Below are 19,251 nucleotides of genomic sequence, written 5' to 3'. Positions count from 1 at the left end.
CCTTATGATCAGTTCTTTATGGATCGCGAAAACTGGCCTGGACGCCCAGCAAACCAATATGGACGTGATTGCCAACAACCTGGCAAACGTGAGCACCAATGGTTTCAAGCGTCAGCGTGCCGTTTTCGAAGATTTGCTTTATCAAACCATCCGCCAGCCGGGCGCGCAGTCTTCTGAACAGACGACGCTGCCGTCGGGTCTGCAGATCGGTACCGGTGTTCGTCCGGTGGCCACCGAGCGTCTGCACAGCCAGGGCAACCTGTCTCAGACCAACAACAGTAAAGACGTGGCAATCAAAGGCCAGGGCTTCTTCCAGGTGCAGCTGCCTGACGGGACCTCTGCCTATACCCGCGACGGTTCATTCCAGGTCGATCAGAACGGCCAGCTGGTGACGGCGGGCGGTTTCCAGGTTCAGCCTGCGATTACCATCCCGGCGAACGCCCTGAGCATCACCATCGGACGCGACGGTGTGGTCAGCGTGACCCAGCAGGGACAGGCCGCGCCGGTTCAGGTCGGGCAGCTCAACCTGACCACCTTCATGAACGATACCGGTCTGGAAAGCATTGGTGAGAACCTCTACACCGAAACGCAATCCTCCGGTACGCCGAATGAGAGCACCCCGGGCCTGAACGGCGCAGGCCTGCTGTACCAGGGTTATGTTGAAACGTCCAACGTGAACGTGGCGGAAGAGCTGGTGAATATGATCCAGGTCCAGCGCGCGTATGAAATTAACAGTAAAGCAGTGTCGACGACCGACCAGATGCTGCAGAAACTGACGCAACTCTAAGGTGTAGCCCGGTGCGGTAAACGCCGCACCGGCTCCCTGTTTTCGAAGATGAAGGCAATGCAAAAAAACGCGGCGTTTCGTTATCCGATACTGACTGTTCTGGCTGTCACCCTCAGCGGGTGTGCTTTGATCCCGTCTAAACCATTGGTCCAGGGTGCGACGACTGCCCAACCCGTTCCTGGCCCCGCGCCAGTGGTAAACGGCTCCATTTTCCAGACCGCGCAGCCGATTAATTACGGCTATCAGCCGCTGTTTGAAGATCGCCGCCCGCGTAACGTCGGCGATACATTGACCATTGTGCTGCAGGAAAACGTCAGCGCGAGCAAGAGCTCGTCGGCGAACGCCAGCCGCGATGGCAAAACCAATTTTGGCTTCGATACCGTGCCACGCTATCTCGAAGGGCTGTTCGGCAACGCGCGTGCTGATGTGAACGCGTCCGGCGGCAATACCTTTAACGGCAAAGGCGGCGCGAACGCCAGCAACACCTTCAGCGGTACGCTGACGGTCACGGTTGACCAGGTACTGGTTAACGGCAACTTGCACGTTGTGGGTGAAAAACAGATCGCCATCAACCAGGGCACTGAATTCATTCGCTTCTCGGGCGTGGTTAACCCTCGCACCATCAGCGGCACCAACACCGTTCCGTCCACCCAGGTGGCGGATGCGCGCATTGAGTACGTCGGTAACGGCTATATCAATGAAGCGCAAAATATGGGTTGGCTGCAGCGCTTCTTCCTTAATTTATCGCCGATGTAAGCGAGGTGACCCATGTTTAAATCGATCTTCGCCGTGGCGCTCGCGCTGGTGGCAACGTTTGCCCAGGCTGACCGTATTCGCGACCTCACCAGCGTTCAGGGCGTTCGTGAAAACTCCCTGATTGGCTATGGCCTGGTGGTTGGTCTGGATGGTACCGGTGACCAGACGACCCAGACGCCGTTCACCACCCAAAGCCTGAACAACATGCTTTCCCAGCTCGGCATTACCGTGCCGGCGGGAACCAACATGCAGCTGAAAAACGTGGCCGCGGTAATGGTCACTGCGTCCTACCCGGCGTTTGCGCGTCAGGGGCAGACCATTGATGTGGTGGTCTCCTCAATGGGTAACGCCAAAAGCCTGCGCGGCGGTACGCTGTTGATGACTCCACTGAAAGGCGTTGACAGCCAGGTCTATGCGCTGGCGCAGGGGAACATTCTGGTTGGCGGTGCGGGGGCATCCGCAGGCGGAAGCAGCGTGCAGGTGAACCAACTGAACGGTGGACGTATCACCAACGGTGCGATCATTGAGCGTGAACTGCCGACCCAGTTTGGCGCGGGCAACACCATCAACCTGCAGCTTAATAATGAAGACTTCACCATGGCGCAGCAAATTGCCGATACCATCAACCGCAGCCGCGGCTACGGTAATGCAACGGCACTCGACGCGCGCACCGTGCAGATCCGCACCTCCACCGGCAGCAGCAACCAGGTGCGCATGCTGGCGGATATCCAGAATATGGAAGTGAACGTTCCGGTTCAGGATGCGAAAGTGATCATCAACTCCCGTACCGGCTCGGTGGTGATGAACCGGGAAGTGTCGCTGGACAGCTGTGCCGTGGCGCAGGGGAACCTCTCCGTGACGGTAAACCGCTCCGCGAACGTGAGCCAGCCGAATACGCCATTTGGTGGCGGTCAGACGGTGGTGACGCCGCAAACGCAGATTGATATGCGTCAGAGCGGCGGGTCGCTGCAGAGCGTTCGCTCCAGCGCCAACCTGAACAGCGTGGTGCGTGCCCTGAACGCCCTGGGCGCAACGCCGATGGATCTGATGTCCATCCTGCAATCCATGCAAAGCGCGGGCTGCCTGCGCGCCAAACTGGAAATCATCTAATGCTGACCGATAGCAAACTGTTGACCAGTGCAGCCTGGGACGCCCAGTCGCTCAACGAACTGAAAACCAAAGCAGGCAAAGACCCGGCGGCGAACATCCGCCCGGTCGCCCGCCAGGTGGAAGGGATGTTTGTACAGATGATGCTGAAAAGCATGCGCGAAACCCTGCCGAAAGACGGGATGTTCAGCAGTGATTCAACGCGTCTCTACACCAGCATGTATGACCAGCAGATTGCGCAGCAGATGACCGCCGGTAAAGGCCTCGGTCTGGCTGACATGATTGTGAAACAGACCGAAGCCGCGCAGGGCATTCAGCCTCAGGATCAGACGCAGCAGGTGCCGATGAAGTTCGACCTGGAAACGGTGACCAGTTATCAGAACCAGGCTCTGACGCAAATGGTGCGTAAAGCGATGCCAAAAGCCACGGGCAGCGGCGATGAGCCGCTCTCCGGTGACAGCAAAGACTTCCTGGCGCAGCTTTCTCTGCCCGCGCGTCTCGCCAGCGAACAGAGCGGCGTGCCGCATCACCTGATTCTGGCGCAGGCCGCGCTGGAGTCGGGCTGGGGCCAGCGTCAGATCCGCAAGGAAAACGGCGATCCGAGCTTCAACATCTTCGGCGTGAAGGCCACCTCCAGCTGGAAGGGGCCAACAACGGAGATCACGACCACCGAATACGAGAACGGTGCGGCGGTGAAGGTCAAAGCAAAATTCCGCGTCTACAGCTCCTATCTGGAAGCATTGTCCGATTACGTTGGCCTGCTGAGCCGCAATCCGCGTTATACCGCCGTTACGCAGGCGGCGACGGCGGAGCAGGGCGCTCAGGCCTTACAAAACGCGGGCTACGCGACCGACCCGAACTATGCGCGCAAGCTTACCAGCATGATCCAGCAGCTGAAATCCATGGGCGAGAAGGTCAGCAAAGCCTATAGCACAGATATTGAAAATCTGTTCTGAAAGTTCTCAAGTCCCGGTGGAGGTTGCCGATAACCTTCATCAGGACTCGTGTCTGAACGTATAAAAGGAACCCCCATGTCCAGTTTGATTAACAGCGCCATGAGTGGCCTCAGTGCCGCGCAGTCGGCACTCAATACCGTCAGTAATAATATTTCAAGCTATAACGTGGCAGGTTACACCCGCCAGACCACGGTGCTGGGTGCATCTAACAGCACGCTGACCGGCGGTGGCTGGGTAGGTAACGGGGTTTATGTCTCCGGTGTCCAGCGTGAGTATGACGCCTTCATCACCAACCAGCTGCGCGCCGCGCAGACGCAGAGCAGCGGTCTGACGACGCGCTATCAGCAGATGTCAAAGATTGACGATGTGCTCTCCGATACCACCAACTCGCTTTCCACCACCCTGCAGGACTTCTTCAAAAGCCTGCAAACCCTGGTGAGCAACGCGGAAGACCCGGCTGCACGTCAGACGGTGCTGGGTAAAGCGGGCGGTCTGGTCAATCAGTTCAAAACCAACGATCAGTATCTGCGTGACCAGGATACGCAGGTCAATACCGCGATTGGGACCAGCGTGTCTCAGATCAACAACTATGCCAAACAGATTGCGAACCTGAACGATCAGATCTCCCGTCTGACCGGCGTCGGTGCGGGCGCATCGCCTAACGATCTGCTCGACCAGCGCGATCAGCTCGTCAATGAGCTGAACAAAATCGTGGGCGTGGAAGTGTCTGTTCAGGATAGCGGTACGTTTAACATCTCTTTCGGCAACGGTTACAGCCTGGTTCAGGGAAGTAAAGCTAACCAGCTGGCTGCCGTGAAGTCGAGTGCCGATCCGGCTCGTACCACCGTGGCCTACGTCGATGACGTGGCGGGTAATGTCGAGATTCCGGAAAAGATGATCACCACCGGTTCTTTGGGCGGTTTACTGACCTTCCGCACGGAAGATCTGGATAAAGCCCGTAACACCCTGAACCAGATGGCGCTGGCCTTTGCCGATTCAATGAACGCGCAGCATGAAGCCGGTTTTGATGCGAACGGTGATGCGGGCGGTAAGCTGTTCAACTTCGGTTCTCCGGCGGTTCTGTCCAACAGCAAGAACGGCGGCTCTGCCGTTGTTACGGCTTCTGTGGCGGACAGCAAACAGGTCCAGGCGACAGACTATAAGCTGCAGTTTAACGGCACTGACTGGACGGTCACCCGTACGTCAGACAAAACCAGCTTTACGATGAGCCCGGATGCCAGCGGCAATCTGTCGTTTGATGGCCTTAACGTCAACGTCAGCGGTACGGCAAATACCAAAGACAGCTTTACCGTGAAGCCTGTTTCCAACGTCATCATGAACATGGACCTTGCGATCAGCGACGAGTCCAAACTGGCAATGGCGTCGGTGCAAAACGGCGGCGAAAGTGACAACCGTAACGGCCAGAAACTGCTCGATCTGCAAAACGGCAAAGTGGTGGGTGGAAATAAAACCTTCAACGATGCGTATGCCTCTCTCGTCAGTACCGTCGGTAGCTCAACGGCGTCACTGAAGGTGAGCAGCCAGACGAAAGCCAACGTGGAAACGCAGTTAATCAAGCAGCAGCAGACCATCTCTGGGGTAAACCTCGACGAAGAGTATGGCAATTTGCAGCGTTATCAGCAGTATTACCTGGCCAATGCCCAGGTGCTACAAACTGCCAGTACGCTCTTCGATGCAATTATCAACATTCGTTAAGGTTGAGGTGAACAATGCGTATTAGCACCCAGATGATGTACGAGCAGAACATGCGTGGGATCACCGATTCTCAGAGCAGATGGCTGAGCTACGGTGAGCAGATGTCCACCGGCAAGCGCGTCAATCGTCCTTCGGACGATCCTATCGCCGCGTCGCAGGCCATCGTTCTGTCACAGTCTCAGTCGCAAAACAGCCAGTTTGCGCTCGCGCGTACCTTTGCAACGCAGAAGGTCTCGCTGGAAGATAACGTGTTAACCCAGGTCAACACCGCGATCTCAAGCGTGCGCGAGAAGCTCGTTTATGCGTCAAACGGCACATTAAGCGATGACGACCGTCTTTCTCTGGCAACCGATATTCAGGGGATCCGCGATCAGCTGATGAACCTGGCCAACACGACGGATGGTAATGGTCGCTTTATCTTTGCGGGATACAAAACCGAGAGCGCACCGTTTGATGCCGCGACCGGGGATTATAACGGCGGCGCTGAGGCCATCACGCAGCAGGTTGATACGGCGCGAAATATGACCATTAGCCATACCGGCCAGCAAATTTTCGAAAGCATTACCAGTAATGCGGAACAGCTGCCGGGCGGTGGATATGGCCAGACCAACATGTTCAAAATCCTGGATTCTGCTATTGCCTCGCTGAAGACACCGATTGAGAACGATCCGGCTGCCGCAACGGCGCAAAGCCAGGTGATTGCCAATGCGCAAATCGGCATCAAAAACTCCCAGAACAATGTCCTGACGGTCGTTGCGGATGTGGGGACCAAGATGAACGAGCTGGAAAAACTCGACACGCTGGGTGATGACCGCGCGCTGGGTCAGACCAAGCAGATGAGTGACCTGGTGGATGTTGACTGGAACGAAGCGATTTCCTCTTACACCATGCAGCAGGCGGCCTTGCAGGCGTCTTATAAAGCGTTTAGCGATATGCAGGGCATGTCTCTGTTCCAGCTGAACAAATAACATCTTGACCTCTTGGAACATGTCTTGAAACTGGGCATGTTTTACTGCCCAATCCGTCTGGATTGGGCATTTTTTTTATGCAACTTCTGCTGATGCGGAGGTAACTCGTGCGCTTTCTATCAGACGGATTGCCAGCGCAATGACGCCACAGACCGTCGCCAGCGCGACCACGCCCGTCCAGCCGGCCAGCGAGTAGATATTGCTGCCTAACGCGGAACCCAGCGCCATCCCGATAAAGACCACCGTAAAGAGCAGGGCGTTGAGACGACCGCGCGCCTGCGGTTCAAGGCTGTATACCAGGTTCTGGTGAGCGACCAGGCTGGACTGCAGACCCAGGTCGAACCCGACGGCGGAGATGGCGATCAGAATCAGCTGTCCATGAACGCCCAGCGCGGGCATCAGGAACATCAGGGCGAATGAAACGGTCACAAGAGCGGCACCAAGCTGCGTGACTTTTCCTGCGCCCAGTTTGTCTGCCAGACCCCCTGCCAGCGGGGCAGCTAACGCACCGGCGGCACCTGCAATACCAAAACCACCCGCTACGGCGCTACCCAGGTGATAGCGTTCCAGCAGCATGACCGCAAGCGTAGACCAGAAGGCGCTAAAGGCAATCGACAGAAAGCCCTGAGCCAGCGCCGCACGGCGCAGCGCCGGATAGCGACGCCACAGATGCTCCATTGAGCGCATCAGCGCGGGGTAGCTCAGCGTGGAGTGAATGGCAAAACGGGGAAGCACAAACCACATCATCACCCCGACGAACGCAATGCTCGCCGCCGCCAGCTGGTACATGACGCGCCAGCCAAACGCTTCGCCCACCACGCCGCTCACGGTTCTTGATAATAAGATCCCCATCAGCAGCCCGGTCATTACCGTACCCACGGTTTTCCCCTGTTTACCTTCCGGCGCAAGGATGGCTGCGGCAGGGACAATATCCTGTGCCATGGTGGCGGCCATGCCGATGAGCAGGCTGACCAGCAGCAGAGAGTGGATCTGCCCGGTCAGGCTACAGCCGAGAAGAAACAGCGCCAGCGCCGCACTTTTTATCAGGATTAACGTCCTGCGGTCGTGGCGATCGCCGAGCGGGAGCAGGAACAGGATCCCCAGGGCATATCCCGCCTGGGTGAGCGTCGGAACCATGCCCATTCCTTCGATACTCAGGTGAAGGTCTGCGCCCATCAGCGGCAGCAGAGGCTGGGCATAATAGATAGATGCCACGCTGAAACCTGCACCGATCGCCAGCATTAAGATTACCCAGCGGCTCACGGCATGGGCGGCGGTTGTTGTGTTCATAAGATGTTCCTCATTCCTCGTGTGAGGCTATTTTTTATCAGTACGCCTTGCGACGGTAGCGGGCCCGGTGGTAAAACGCTTATACGTTAAACGTATAAGTGAAAATGCGATGAAAAGAGCTGAGCGTATAGACAGGGTGGAGCTAATGCGGACGTTTGTTCGTATTGTGGAGGCGGGATCCCTCTCTGCGGCGGCACGGCAGCTGGCTACTACCCAGGCCACGGTAAGCAGACGGTTACAGTCGCTGGAGACCATGCTGGGCGTGCGCCTGATATTGCGCACCACCCACACGACGCGGCTGACGGATGACGGCGAGCGCTGTTATCAGCACGCCCGTCGGGTGATTGACAGCTGGCTGGCGCTGGAAGATGAGGTGGGGCAGACGGAAGATGAGCCGGTAGGCGTGCTGCGGGTGCGCGCTCCTCACGCGTTTGGTCAGGACCAGCTTCTGAAACCCGTAACCGAGTTTTTGCAACGTTATCCGCAGCTTTCGATTGAGTGGATGCTCAACGATCGGTCGGCGGACTTCCTCGGCGACAACCTTGACTGTGCGATTCGGGTGGGCGTGGAAGTCGATCCGGCGACCGTGTCCGTGCTGCTGGCCGAAGTGCCGCGTTCGGTAGTGGCTTCTCCGGCGCTGCTGGCCCGTTTCCCGACGGTCAACACGCCGGAGGATTTGCAGCAGTTTCCCTGGATAGCGATTAGCTCTTTCTACCAGCGCCATGTGGAGCTTTTTCACGATGCATCATCCGCCACCGCGCGGATTGCTATTACGCCACGGCTGAGCACCGACAGCCTGTATGTCGCACGCAATACGGCGCTCACCGGGCTTGGCGTGGCGGTGGTATCCAGCTGGACGGTACAGGATGATATTCGGGAAGGGCGGCTGGTGCATTTGCTGCCAGAGTGGCAGCCAGCGGCGTTACCGGTGCATCTGGTTTACCCCTGGTCCCGCTATTATCCGGCACGCTTGCGGCGTTTTCTGGAGTTGATGCGGCAGGTCATGCCTGAGGTGACCGGAATGAGAAAGCCCGTGCAGCAGCCATAAAAAAAGCCGACCCGAAGGTCGGCTTTTTACTTTCAGCGTCGTTATTCGACAGACTGCGGACGCGTCGCCGGTGCAGTCGCCTGATGCGTTGCACTGTGGCCGCCTGCAGCGCCTTTACCGTCGAAGCTGAAGGCCGGGCGTACCCAGTCACTGTGACGCGGGGCTTCAGGCACGTAATCCGGTGCCGGGGCGCGCGTCATTGGTGCTGTCGCCACGTGGGCTGCGGCTGGTGCAGAAACAACCGGCTCAGGTTTTACCTCAGGCGCTTTCGCTTCTTCGACAACCGGTTCAACCTGAATCTCAACGTCCTGAACGACTTCTTCAGTGGTGGTTTCAACGAGGGTTTCTGCGGTGTCTTCCACTGCGGCTACAGGTTCAGCCTCTTCAGCGACTTCCTCAGCCACCACGGCATCTTCTTCGGCGATAAGCTGCGGTGCGGCATCAACCGGCGCGGCAATCACTTCTGGATGGGTGGTTTCAACTTCCACTGCGTGAGGTGCTTCAGCTTCAACAACCTCAGGTTCAACAACCTCAGGTTCAACCACGGTTGCCGCTTCAGTCACGACAGCTTCTACCGCGGCTGCTGGTGCAATCACCTCTTCGGTTACAGGCTGTTCTTCAACAACCTGCTCCGGGCGAGCAACCGGGTAGCGGATCCAGACTTTGCCGGAGGCCATTTCTGGCGAAGCACAGGCAATAGTCAGCGGCATTGGCGACTGAGTCGGGTAACGCTCGTCACGATAGCGACGACGGCGCTGGCCGCTGACGCGCAGATGACGTGGAGAACGACGTGAACGGCGCGGCATACCGGCGTTATCACGGTTTTCACCGTTATCATCCTGCTCAACGTTGTTTTCAACGACCGCTGGCAGGTCAACTTTTGCCACTTGTGTACCGGTTGCGATCTCGCTGGTTTCAACCGCGATAGCGCCTGACTCTTCGGTTGCTTCAGAGGCGAAGCGAACTTTCTGAGAAAGCTGGCGCTGCTTACGACGCGGCATAACCTGAGTACGTTCTTCCTGCTCGCCGTCCTGCTGTTCAACAGGCTCTTCGCGGTTCAGGTTTTTGACTTCCTGCTGTGCCTGACGCTTCTCGTCGTTACGGCGACGGCTGCGTTCACGGCGCGGCTGCTGGTCGTCACGCTGTTTGCTCTTCTCAGACTCATCGCCCGTCTGCTGGCGAATTTCACGATCTTCAACATTCGGCTGTTGTTTCTCGCGACGGTTGCGGCGGTTGTCTTCGCGTTGCTCACGGCCTTCGCCATTCTCAGAGCGGTTGTCACGGTTGTCACGGTTGTCACGACGCTCGCTGCGGTCATTGCGATCGCTGCGGTCGTTACGATCGCGGCGGTTGTTCTGACGCTTACGGCGATCCTGCTGACGCTCTGGCTTGGCTGCTTTTGGCTCTTCTTTCGGCTGCTCTGGCTGAACTTCTTCTTCAGCAAACATCTTCTTCAGCGCGCCAAAGAAGCGGCTCAGCAGACCCGGCTGTGCCGGCTGGGCTTTCGCTACCGCGGCTTCTGGTTTCTGCGCTGCAGGTTTTTCCAGAGCTGCTTCCGGTGGTGCTTCAGGCATGATGAAGGTCGCTAACGCAGGCTGCTCTGGCAGTTTGCGCTCGGCTGGCTCTTCATCGGAAGGCAGGGACATCTCTTCTTCATGCAGCTTCGGCAGCAGGTAGCTGAGGGTGGTCGTCTCTTCGCCCTTACGCACGCGCAGCACGTGATAGTGTGGGGTCTGCATCTGGTCGTTTGGCACGATGATGCAGCGAACGCCACCCTGACGCGCTTCAATCGCACTTACCGCTGCACGTTTTTCGTTAAGCAGGTAAGAGGCAACGGGCACCGGCACAATGGCGTGAACCTCTTTGGTGTTCTCTTTCAGCGCTTCTTCTTCAATCAGACGCAGAATGGAGAGGGACAGCGATTCGTTATCACGCACGGTACCGGTGCCGGAGCAGCGCGGACAAACGTGATGGCTGGACTCGCCGAGAGACGGGCTCAGACGCTGACGGGACATCTCCAGCAGGCCAAAGCGTGAGATATGGCTAATCTGGATACGCGCCCTGTCCTGACGCACCGCTTCGCGCAGACGGTTTTCAACCGCACGCTGATGGCGAACAGGGGTCATGTCGATGAAGTCGATAACAATCAGACCACCCAGGTCGCGCAGGCGGAGCTGGCGGGCGATTTCATCAGCGGCTTCGAGGTTCGTGTTGTAGGCGGTCTCTTCGATATCGCCACCGCGCGTTGCACGCGCGGAGTTGATGTCGATAGCGGTCAGCGCTTCAGTGGTATCGATAACGATAGAACCGCCGGATGGCAGACGCACTTCACGCTGGAAGGCGGACTCAATCTGGGATTCGATCTGATAGTGGCTGAACAGCGGGATTTCGCCGGTGTACAGTTTAATTTTGCTGGTGAAATCTGGACGACCCAGCGCGGCGATGTGCTGGCGCGCCAGTTCAAGCACTTTCGGATTATCGATCAGAATCTCACCGATGTCCTGACGCAGGTAATCACGGAAGGCACGCACAATAACGTTGCTTTCCTGGTGGATCAGGAACGGAGCAGGGCGGCTTTCGGCTGCTTTCTGAATGGCTTCCCAGTGCTTCAGACGGAAGCTCAGGTCCCACTGCAGCGCTTCAGCTGATTTGCCAACGCCTGCGGTACGCACGATAAGCCCCATGCCATCAGGCAGTTCGAGGCTTGCCAGCGCTTCTTTTAGCTCGGTACGGTCATCACCTTCGATACGGCGAGAGATGCCACCCGCACGCGGGTTGTTAGGCATCAGAACCAGATAGCTCCCTGCCAGGCTGATAAAGGTGGTCAGTGCGGCACCTTTGTTGCCACGCTCTTCTTTATCAATCTGAACGATAACTTCCTGACCTTCACGCAGAACATCTTTGATGTTTGGGCGGCCATGGGCGTTGTAGTTTGCAGGGAAATATTCGCGGGCGATTTCTTTCAGAGGGAGGAAACCATGACGCTCAGCACCGTAATCGACAAATGCAGCTTCAAGGCTTGGTTCAATGCGGGTGATTTTACCTTTGTAAATGTTCGCTTTTTTCTGTTCGTGTCCAGGACTTTCGATATCCAGATCGTACAGGCGCTGCCCATCCACAAGGGCGACACGCAACTCTTCTTGCTGAGTTGCGTTGATTAACATTCTTTTCATCGTAACTTACTCGTTATTCTTACATTGACGACAAAGCTGCGGGCAAGGTGACGCTTTCCGGGGTATGAACCGATGGCCTCGTGTCTGTTCACGTCGCCAACCTCACGGTTGTCGCTCGCTTAAGAGGCGCAGAGTGTCGGTTGCCTGTGTTTCATACGGAAACACAGCGCAATTATCAGGGGAATTGCCTGGGTAGAACTCTCCAGAGAACAATCCTTATACCGGGAAGTACTGCAACCCGCAGCCCGCTAACTGCCTGAAAGATCAATACGTCTTACGCCATTGCTGCGTGGATGATCGGTCAGACAAAATTGGTCATTCCGTCAACATCCTTACTTAACCAGGATTTAACACGGAAAACAGCCTCATTATTCCACTGCTCGCCGGGTTATAGCAAGATGACTTTTACCAATTATCACCCGGTTACTCACAGTTTCTTCACTTCAGAATGGCGATTGGTTTAATAACCACCAAATCGGTTGCGCGAAACGGGGAGCTGGCCGGATAAAAGTAAATATAAGCATAGAAAAATGAGTGGCGCTAATGGCTGACGATATTTAGAATCGCCAACCATGAAAACAGAGACTCCAGCCGTAAAAATGGTTGCCATCGCCGAAGATGACGCGGGGCAACGTATCGATAACTTTTTGCGCACCCAGTTGAAAGGTGTGCCAAAGAGCATGATTTACCGCATCCTGCGCAAGGGCGAGGTGCGGGTGAACAAAAAACGCGTGAAGCCTGAGTACAAACTCGAGGCGGGCGATGAAGTGCGTATTCCGCCGGTGCGCGTTGCGGAACGTGAAGAAGAGACCGTTTCACCGAAGCTACAGAAAGTGGCGGCCCTGAGCGATGTGATCCTGTACGAAGATGACCACATTCTGGTGCTCAATAAACCGTCAGGAACGGCTGTTCATGGCGGTAGCGGTCTGAGCTTCGGCGTGATTGAAGGGCTGCGTGCCCTGCGCCCGGAAGCGCGTTTCCTTGAACTGGTGCACCGTCTTGACCGTGACACCTCTGGCGTACTGCTGGTGGCGAAAAAGCGTTCTGCCCTGCGTTCTCTGCATGAACAGCTGCGTGAAAAAGGGATGCAGAAAGACTACCTGGCGTTGGTGCGCGGTCAGTGGCAGTCCCATGTAAAAGTGGTGCAGGCGCCGCTGCTGAAGAACATTCTGCAAAGCGGCGAACGTATTGTCCGCGTGAGCCAGGAAGGGAAACCGTCTGAGACGCGCTTTAAAGTTGAAGAGCGCTATGAGTTTGCCACGCTGGTGCGCTGCAGTCCGGTGACCGGTCGTACTCACCAGATCCGCGTGCATACGCAGTTCGCAGGGCACCCTATCGCCTTTGATGACCGCTATGGCGACCGCGAGTTTGATAAGCAGCTGGCGGGGACGGGGCTGTCGCGTCTGTTCCTGCATGCGGCAGCGCTGAAGTTTACCCATCCTAATACGGGGGAAGTCATCCGTATTGAAGCGCCGCTGGACGAGCAGTTGAAACGCTGTCTTAAGGTTCTGCGCGGCTAAGGTAAACGTAAAACGGCAACGAATGTTGTCGTTTTTAATGTTTGCTCCCTCTCCCTGTGGGAGAGGGCCGGGGTGAGGGCATCAGGCCGCAGTTTAGTAGGCCCATGCAAGCGAAGCGCCGCTGGGCAAAAGTCACATAGTCAGCGGATTACACTCTTCTCGCCTTAACATCTGACACAGGGCAATCAGCGGTAACCCCACCAGCGTGTTGGGATCGCGACCGTCCAGCTTGTCGAACAGCGCAATCCCCAGTCCTTCGCTTTTAAAGCTCCCCGCACAGTTCAGCGGACGTTCCCGGCGCACATAATCCACAATCTCTTGCTCGCTGAGATGGCGGAAGTGTACGTCGAACGGCTCGCATTCGGTTTGCAGATGACCGGTGGCAGAGTTATAAAGCGCAAGGCCGGTATAAAAGGTCACGATAGTGCCTCGCGCGCGCAGAAGCTGCTGGCAGGCGTTCTCCTCCGTATGGGGCTTGCCGGTGATTTCGCCGTCCAGCACGCAAACCTGGTCTGAGCCTATAATCAAATGTGCGGGATAACGTGCGGCCAGCGACTGCGCTTTCTCTTTAGCAAGACGCATCACCAGATGACGCGGTGATTCGCCCGGCTGTGGCGTCTCATCAACCTCTGGCGCGGCGCATTCAAACGGGATCCCGAGCTTTTCCAGCAGCATTCGGCGGTAGGGAGACGTGGAAGCAAGGACGAGATTTGGCATATTTTTATCACCAGATATAGCGTATCGATGCCAGCCATTTTAAACTACAGGCCGCAATGTGTGCGAATAATTGGCAAAAGGCAGCTCTGGTTGCCTTTTTCTTTGACTCTATGACGTTACAAAGTTAATATGCGCGCCCTATGCAAAAGGTAAAATTACCCCTGACTCTTGATCCGGTTCGTACGGCTCAAAAACGCCTCGATTACGAAGGTATCTATACTTCCGATCAGGCTGAGCGTATTGCCGAATCCGTAGTCAGTGTGGACAGTGATGTAGAATGCTCCATGTCGTTCGCTATCGACAACCAGCGTCTCGCCGTTTTAACCGGTGATGCAAAGGTGACGGTAACGCTCGAGTGTCAGCGTTGCGGGAAACCGTTTGTACAGCATGTTCACACAACGTATTGTTTCAGTCCGGTTCGTTCTGACGAACAGGCTGAAGCACTCCCGGAAGCGTATGAGCCGATTGAGGTTAACGAATTCGGTGAAATCGATCTTCTGGCTCTGGTTGAAGATGAAATCATCCTCACCTTGCCAGTAGTTCCGGTGCATGATTCTGAACACTGTGAAGTGTCCGAGGCGGACATGGTCTTTGGGGAACTGCCTGATGAAGCGCAAAAACCAAACCCATTTGCCGTATTAGCCAGCTTAAAGCGTAAGTAATTGAGGAGTAAGGTCCATGGCCGTACAACAGAATAAACCAACCCGTTCCAAACGTGGCATGCGTCGTTCCCATGACGCGCTGACTGCAGTTACCAGCCTGTCTGTAGACAAGACTTCTGGTGAGAAACACCTGCGTCACCACATCACCGCTGACGGTTTCTACCGCGGCCGCAAGGTTATCACTAAGTAATCACGCGCAAGCGTGATTAGGCTTAGTGAGGATTTCCCCGTGCAAACGGGGAATTTACCGAACCAGGCTGCGACGATACCTTGACACGTCTAACCCTGGCGTTAGATGTCATGGGGGGAGATTTTGGCCCTTCCGTGACAGTGCCTGCAGCATTGCAGGCACTGAATTCTAATTCGCAACTCACACTTCTTTTAGTCGGCAATCCCGACGCAATCACGCCATTACTCGCAAAAGCTGACTTTGAACAACGTTCGCGTCTGCAGATTATTCCTGCGCAGTCAGTTATTGCCAGTGATGCCCGACCCTCGCAGGCGATTCGCAATAGTCGTGGCAGCTCTATGCGGATAGCGCTGGAGCTGGTGAAAGAAGGGCGAGCTCAGGCTTGCGTCAGCGCGGGAAATACCGGCGCGCTGATGGGGCTGTCGAAATTGCTGCTCAAACCTATTGAAGGTATTGAGCGCCCTGCGCTGGTAACGGTGTTACCGCATCAGCAGAAGGGCAAGACGGTGGTGCTCGATTTGGGCGCTAACGTCGACTGTGATAGTACTATGCTGGCTCAGTTTGCCGTGATGGGATCGGTGCTGGCAGAAGAAGTTGTCGGGATCAACACTCCCCGTGTTGCGTTACTGAACATTGGTGAAGAAGAGACCAAAGGCCTGGACAGCATTCGCGAAGCAGCTGAATTGCTCAAACAGGTTCCCTCCATCAACTATATTGGTTATCTCGAAGCCAATGAGTTGTTGACGGGTAAAACGGATGTTCTGGTGTGCGATGGCTTCACCGGAAACGTCACGTTGAAGACCATGGAAGGGGTCGTACGCATGTTTCTTTCTCTGCTGAAATCTCAGGGAGAAGGCAAAAAAAGCGCCTGGTGGCTGATTTTATTGAAGCGTTGGTTACAAAAGAGCCTGACGCGGCGATTCAGTCACCTCAACCCCGACCAGTATAATGGCGCCTGTCTGTTAGGATTGCGCGGCATCGTGATTAAGAGTCATGGCGCCGCTAATCAGCGAGCATTTGCTGTCGCGATTGAACAGGCAGTGCAGGCGGTGCAGCGACAAGTCCCTCAGCGGATTGCCGCTCGCCTGGAATCTGTATTAGCTAAAAGTGACTGAGCGTACATGTATACGAAGATTTTAGGTACCGGCAGCTACCTGCCAAAACAAGTGCGTACCAACGCCGATCTGGAAAAAATGGTAGATACGTCTGACGAGTGGATTATCACGCGCACAGGTATCCGTGAACGTCGTATTGCCGCGCCAGACGAAACCGTGTCGACCATGGGTTACGAAGCCGCACAGCGTGCTATCGAAATGGCGGGCATTGATAAAGAACAGATTGGTTTGATCGTGGTCGCCACGACGTCTGCCACGCATGCTTTCCCAAGCGCGGCATGCCAGGTGCAGAACATGCTCGGCATTAAAGGCTGTCCGGCGTTTGACGTCGCTGCCGCGTGCGCAGGCTTCACCTATGCGCTGAGCGTTGCCGATCAGTACGTGAAATCCGGTGCCGTTAAATACGCGCTGGTGATCGGTGCTGACGTGCTGGCGCGTACCTGCGATCCAACCGATCGTGGAACGATCATTATTTTTGGTGATGGTGCGGGTGCAGTGCTGCTGGGGCAGTCCGAAGAGCCAGGTATCATCTCTACGCATCTGCATGCTGATGGCAGCTATGGCGAACTGTTGACCCTGCCTAACGCCGATCGCGTTAATCCGGACAACTCGATTTACCTGACTATGGCAGGGAACGAGGTGTTCAAGGTGGCGGTAACCGAGCTTGCACACATCGTTGATGAAACGCTGGAAGCGAATAACCTTGAGCGTACCGCGCTCGACTGGCTGGTGCCGCATCAGGCGAACCTGCGTATCATCAGCGCGACCGCGAAAAAGCTGGGCATGTCGATGGATAACGTTGTAGTGACGCTGGATCGTCATGGCAACACCTCTGCGGCGTCGGTACCGTGCGCATTTGATGAAGCGGTACGCGATGGACGAATCAAACGGGGCCAGCTGGTCTTGCTTGAAGCCTTCGGTGGCGGGTTCACCTGGGGTTCCGCGCTGGTTCGTTTCTAGTATAAGGAATAAAAAATGACGCAATTTGCTTTTGTGTTCCCGGGCCAGGGCTCTCAAACCGTTGGGATGTTGTCTGAAATGGCAGCACGCTATCCGGTAATTGAAGAGACTTTCCGTGAAGCTTCTGATGCACTGGGTTATGATTTATGGGCGTTGACCCAGCAGGGTCCGGCCGAAGAACTGAACAAAACCTGGCAGACCCAGCCAGCGCTGCTGACCGCGTCCGTTGCGCTGTGGCGTGTCTGGCAGCAGCAGGGCGGTAAAGCGCCAGCGCTGCTCGCGGGTCACAGCCTGGGTGAATACTCTGCGCTGGTGTGTGCCGGCGTGATCGCGTTTGCTGACGCGGTACGTCTGGTTGAACTGCGCGGTAAATACATGCAGGAAGCGGTGCCGGAAGGCACGGGCGGCATGTCTGCCATCATCGGTCTGGATGATGCTGCAATTGCAAAAGCGTGTGAAGAATCTGCTGAAGGCCAGGTTGTCTCTCCGGTAAACTTCAACTCGCCGGGCCAGGTGGTTATTGCCGGTCATAAAGAAGCGGTTGAACGTGCGGGTGCGGCCTGTAAAGCAGCGGGTGCTAAGCGTGCGCTGCCGCTGCCGGTCAGCGTGCCGTCTCACTGTGCGCTGATGAAGCCTGCTGCCGAAAAACTGGCGGTTGAGCTGGAAAAAATTACGTTTAACGCACCGACGATTTCCGTTGTGAACAACGTCGATGTGAAATGCGAAACCACGCCGGAAGCGATCCGTGACGCGCTGGTTCGCCAGCTCTACAGCCCGGTACAGTGGACTAAAACCGTTGAGTTTATGGCCGCTCAGGGCGTTGAGCACCTGTATGAAGTCGGCCCAGGTAAAGTCCTCACCGGTCTGACAAAACGTATTGTTGACACCCTGACAGCCTCGGCAATTAACGAGCCGGAAGCGATGTCAGCGGCACTCTCGCAATAAAAGAGGAATACCATGAGTTTTGAAGGAAAAATCGCCCTGGTCACTGGCGCAAGCCGCGGTATCGGGCGTGCAATTGCTGAAACACTGGTTGCGCGCGGCGCGAAGGTGATTGGTACAGCAACCAGCGAGAATGGCGCTCAGGCCATCAGCGAGTATCTGGGTGCGAATGGTAAAGGTCTGGTACTGAATGTGACCGAACCTGCATCTATCGAATCTGTTCTGGAAAATATTCGCGCAGAGTTTGGTGAAGTGGATATTCTGGTAAACAATGCTGGGATCACTCGCGATAACCTGTTAATGCGAATGAAAGACGACGAGTGGAACGATATCATCGAAACCAACCTGTCATCTGTATTCCGTCTGTCAAAAGCGGTAATGCGCGCTATGATGAAAAAGCGTCATGGACGTATTATCACTGTCGGTTCTGTGGTTGGTACCATGGGAAATGCTGGTCAGGCTAACTACGCTGCGGCGAAAGCAGGTCTGATTGGTTTCAGTAAGTCGCTGGCGCGTGAAGTCGCGTCCCGCGGTATTACTGTAAACGTTGTTGCTCCGGGCTTTATTGAAACGGACATGACGCGTGCGCTGACTGATGAGCAGCGTGCGGGTACGCTGGCGGCAGTTCCGGCGGGTCGTCTTGGCGACCCTAAAGAAATCGCCAGTGCGGTTGCATTTTTAGCCTCTGACGAAGCGGGTTACATCACTGGTGAGACCCTCCACGTCAACGGCGGGATGTATATGGTTTAACCACGAGATACACTAAATCATTCTGGTTGGATCAAGGCGGCAAGACCGAGAAGCTTGGGAGCATAGATTACTATGTGACCGGGATTAGAGGGCGCAGCCAACGCAGAGGCAGCCTGGATGATGACGTGTAGAAAAATATTTGCGTTATTAGGGCAAATGGCCTCAAAATAACGTAAAATCGTGGTACGAACTGCCGGGATTTAGTTGCAAATTTTTCAACATTTTATACACTACGAAAACCATCGCGAAAGCGAGTTTTGATAGGAAATTTAAGAGTATGAGCACTATCGAAGAACGCGTTAAGAAAATTATCGGCGAACAGCTGGGCGTTAAGCAGGAAGAAGTTGTGAACTCCGCTTCCTTCGTTGAAGACCTGGGCGCAGATTCTCTTGACACCGTTGAGCTGGTAATGGCTCTGGAAGAAGAGTTTGATACTGAGATTCCGGACGAAGAAGCTGAGAAGATCACCACCGTTCAGGCTGCCATTGATTACATCAACGGTCACCAGGCGTAAGTGAACATCTCCAGGCGGTCATTCGACCGCCTGAGTTTTATCTTTTTTAGTCCCACGAATCTCTTTTTTTATCCCTCCCT

At 55.7% G+C, this 19,251-nt stretch carries 18 protein-coding genes; 15 read left to right on the top strand and 3 right to left on the bottom strand.

Annotated elements, in window-relative coordinates:
• The first annotated feature begins 4 nt into the window (after window positions 1-4).
• From flgG to flgL, 6 genes are all read left to right on the top strand, one after another.
• Window positions 5-787: a flagellar basal-body rod protein FlgG gene (flgG, locus tag HCH49_RS08210; RefSeq protein WP_008500810.1), complete on the top strand. Its 783-nt coding sequence runs from the start codon at window positions 5-7 to the stop codon at window positions 785-787.
• A gap of 57 nt (window positions 788-844) precedes the next feature.
• A complete protein-coding gene (gene flgH / locus HCH49_RS08205) occupies window positions 845-1,543 on the top strand; it encodes a flagellar basal body L-ring protein FlgH (RefSeq protein ID WP_024909015.1) in 699 nt (232 codons plus the stop codon).
• Window positions 1,544-1,555: 12 nt separating this feature from the next.
• Window positions 1,556-2,653, top strand: coding sequence for a flagellar basal body P-ring protein FlgI (locus HCH49_RS08200; protein ID WP_029740346.1), 1,098 nt, complete (start codon window positions 1,556-1,558; stop codon window positions 2,651-2,653).
• Window positions 2,653-3,606, top strand: a complete 954-nt coding sequence (gene flgJ / locus HCH49_RS08195) for a flagellar assembly peptidoglycan hydrolase FlgJ (RefSeq protein WP_033145206.1) — start codon at window positions 2,653-2,655, stop codon at window positions 3,604-3,606. Before HCH49_RS08200 ends, flgJ begins: the two co-directional genes overlap by 1 nt.
• A gap of 75 nt (window positions 3,607-3,681) precedes the next feature.
• Window positions 3,682-5,322 carry a flagellar hook-associated protein FlgK gene (flgK, locus tag HCH49_RS08190; protein WP_096151211.1) on the top strand — a complete coding sequence of 547 codons (1,641 nt, stop codon included), beginning with the start codon at window positions 3,682-3,684 and terminating at the stop codon, window positions 5,320-5,322.
• A 14-nt stretch (window positions 5,323-5,336) separates the two neighbouring features.
• Complete coding sequence (flgL, locus tag HCH49_RS08185) at window positions 5,337-6,290, top strand: flagellar hook-associated protein FlgL (protein ID WP_033145208.1); 954 nt, start codon at window positions 5,337-5,339, stop codon at window positions 6,288-6,290.
• Between the two features lie 75 nt (window positions 6,291-6,365).
• On the opposite strand, the gene HCH49_RS08180 is transcribed toward flgL, so the two are convergent.
• Window positions 6,366-7,580: an MFS transporter gene (locus HCH49_RS08180; RefSeq protein ID WP_221702509.1), complete on the bottom strand. Its 1,215-nt coding sequence runs from the start codon at window positions 7,578-7,580 to the stop codon at window positions 6,366-6,368.
• 145 nt (window positions 7,581-7,725) lie between these two features.
• Here HCH49_RS08180 and HCH49_RS08175 point away from each other — a divergent pair, with 145 nt between their 5' ends.
• Complete coding sequence (locus tag HCH49_RS08175) at window positions 7,726-8,628, top strand: LysR family transcriptional regulator (RefSeq protein WP_073001132.1); 903 nt, start codon at window positions 7,726-7,728, stop codon at window positions 8,626-8,628.
• A 41-nt stretch (window positions 8,629-8,669) separates the two neighbouring features.
• Here the strand turns inward: HCH49_RS08175 and rne are convergent, their stop codons facing one another.
• A complete protein-coding gene (gene rne, locus HCH49_RS08170; RefSeq protein ID WP_221702508.1) occupies window positions 8,670-11,801 on the bottom strand; it encodes a ribonuclease E in 3,132 nt (1,043 codons plus the stop codon).
• Window positions 11,802-12,373: 572 nt separating this feature from the next.
• Here rne and rluC point away from each other — a divergent pair.
• Entirely contained in the window at window positions 12,374-13,321 is a 948-nt protein-coding gene (rluC, locus tag HCH49_RS08165) for a 23S rRNA pseudouridine(955/2504/2580) synthase RluC (RefSeq protein WP_024909023.1), read from the top strand.
• 132 nt (window positions 13,322-13,453) lie between these two features.
• Here rluC and HCH49_RS08160 read toward each other — a convergent pair whose 3' ends face one another.
• Window positions 13,454-14,038, bottom strand: coding sequence for a Maf family protein (locus tag HCH49_RS08160; protein WP_047648098.1), 585 nt, complete (start codon window positions 14,036-14,038; stop codon window positions 13,454-13,456).
• Window positions 14,039-14,178: 140 nt separating this feature from the next.
• On the opposite strand from HCH49_RS08160, the gene yceD reads away from it, so the two are divergent.
• From yceD to acpP, 7 genes are all read left to right on the top strand, one after another.
• A complete protein-coding gene (yceD, locus tag HCH49_RS08155; RefSeq protein ID WP_014883375.1) occupies window positions 14,179-14,700 on the top strand; it encodes a 23S rRNA accumulation protein YceD in 522 nt (173 codons plus the stop codon).
• Between the two features lie 16 nt (window positions 14,701-14,716).
• Window positions 14,717-14,890, top strand: coding sequence for a 50S ribosomal protein L32 (rpmF, locus tag HCH49_RS08150; protein ID WP_003857964.1), 174 nt, complete (start codon window positions 14,717-14,719; stop codon window positions 14,888-14,890).
• Between the two features lie 80 nt (window positions 14,891-14,970).
• A complete protein-coding gene (gene plsX, locus HCH49_RS08145; RefSeq protein ID WP_060568787.1) occupies window positions 14,971-16,005 on the top strand; it encodes a phosphate acyltransferase PlsX in 1,035 nt (344 codons plus the stop codon).
• Window positions 16,006-16,011: 6 nt separating this feature from the next.
• On the top strand, window positions 16,012-16,965 hold the full coding sequence (locus HCH49_RS08140) for a beta-ketoacyl-ACP synthase III (RefSeq protein ID WP_221702507.1): 954 nt from the start codon (window positions 16,012-16,014) through the stop codon (window positions 16,963-16,965).
• A gap of 15 nt (window positions 16,966-16,980) precedes the next feature.
• The gene (gene fabD, locus HCH49_RS08135; RefSeq protein ID WP_221702506.1) at window positions 16,981-17,910 is read left to right on the top strand and encodes an ACP S-malonyltransferase; all 930 of its coding nucleotides are present in this window, start codon (window positions 16,981-16,983) and stop codon (window positions 17,908-17,910) included.
• A 12-nt stretch (window positions 17,911-17,922) separates the two neighbouring features.
• Window positions 17,923-18,657 (top strand): 3-oxoacyl-ACP reductase FabG, encoded by a 735-nt coding sequence (gene fabG / locus HCH49_RS08130; protein ID WP_008500795.1) that lies wholly within the window; start codon window positions 17,923-17,925, stop codon window positions 18,655-18,657.
• Between the two features lie 277 nt (window positions 18,658-18,934).
• Window positions 18,935-19,171 carry an acyl carrier protein gene (acpP, locus tag HCH49_RS08125; protein WP_003857954.1) on the top strand — a complete coding sequence of 79 codons (237 nt, stop codon included), beginning with the start codon at window positions 18,935-18,937 and terminating at the stop codon, window positions 19,169-19,171.
• Window positions 19,172-19,251: the final 80 nt, after the last annotated feature.

This window comes from Enterobacter sp. Y17, assembly GCF_019730495.1.
In the GTDB taxonomy this organism is placed as follows: Bacteria; Pseudomonadota; Gammaproteobacteria; order Enterobacterales; family Enterobacteriaceae; genus Enterobacter; species Enterobacter asburiae_B.
This window is presented reverse-complemented; position numbering and strand designations above follow the sequence as displayed.

Excerpts from the sequence above, each read along its gene's own strand:
- fabD (WP_221702506.1), top strand. The coding sequence starts at position 16,981 with ATGACGCAATTTGCTTTTGTGTTCCCGGGCCAGGGCTCTCAAACCGTT.
- HCH49_RS08140 (WP_221702507.1), top strand. The coding sequence starts at position 16,012 with ATGTATACGAAGATTTTAGGTACCGGCAGCTACCTGCCAAAACAAGTG.
- HCH49_RS08160 (WP_047648098.1), bottom strand. The coding sequence starts at position 14,038 with ATGCCAAATCTCGTCCTTGCTTCCACGTCTCCCTACCGCCGAATGCTG.
- acpP (WP_003857954.1), top strand. The coding sequence starts at position 18,935 with ATGAGCACTATCGAAGAACGCGTTAAGAAAATTATCGGCGAACAGCTG.
- HCH49_RS08175 (WP_073001132.1), top strand. The coding sequence starts at position 7,726 with ATGCGGACGTTTGTTCGTATTGTGGAGGCGGGATCCCTCTCTGCGGCG.
- flgL (WP_033145208.1), top strand. The coding sequence starts at position 5,337 with ATGCGTATTAGCACCCAGATGATGTACGAGCAGAACATGCGTGGGATC.
- yceD (WP_014883375.1), top strand. The coding sequence starts at position 14,179 with ATGCAAAAGGTAAAATTACCCCTGACTCTTGATCCGGTTCGTACGGCT.
- flgK (WP_096151211.1), top strand. The coding sequence starts at position 3,682 with ATGTCCAGTTTGATTAACAGCGCCATGAGTGGCCTCAGTGCCGCGCAG.
- flgG (WP_008500810.1), top strand. The coding sequence starts at position 5 with ATGATCAGTTCTTTATGGATCGCGAAAACTGGCCTGGACGCCCAGCAA.
- HCH49_RS08200 (WP_029740346.1), top strand. The coding sequence starts at position 1,556 with ATGTTTAAATCGATCTTCGCCGTGGCGCTCGCGCTGGTGGCAACGTTT.
- fabG (WP_008500795.1), top strand. The coding sequence starts at position 17,923 with ATGAGTTTTGAAGGAAAAATCGCCCTGGTCACTGGCGCAAGCCGCGGT.
- flgJ (WP_033145206.1), top strand. The coding sequence starts at position 2,653 with ATGCTGACCGATAGCAAACTGTTGACCAGTGCAGCCTGGGACGCCCAG.
- rpmF (WP_003857964.1), top strand. The coding sequence starts at position 14,717 with ATGGCCGTACAACAGAATAAACCAACCCGTTCCAAACGTGGCATGCGT.
- HCH49_RS08180 (WP_221702509.1), bottom strand. The coding sequence starts at position 7,580 with ATGAACACAACAACCGCCGCCCATGCCGTGAGCCGCTGGGTAATCTTA.
- rluC (WP_024909023.1), top strand. The coding sequence starts at position 12,374 with ATGAAAACAGAGACTCCAGCCGTAAAAATGGTTGCCATCGCCGAAGAT.
- rne (WP_221702508.1), bottom strand. The coding sequence starts at position 11,801 with ATGAAAAGAATGTTAATCAACGCAACTCAGCAAGAAGAGTTGCGTGTC.
- flgH (WP_024909015.1), top strand. The coding sequence starts at position 845 with ATGCAAAAAAACGCGGCGTTTCGTTATCCGATACTGACTGTTCTGGCT.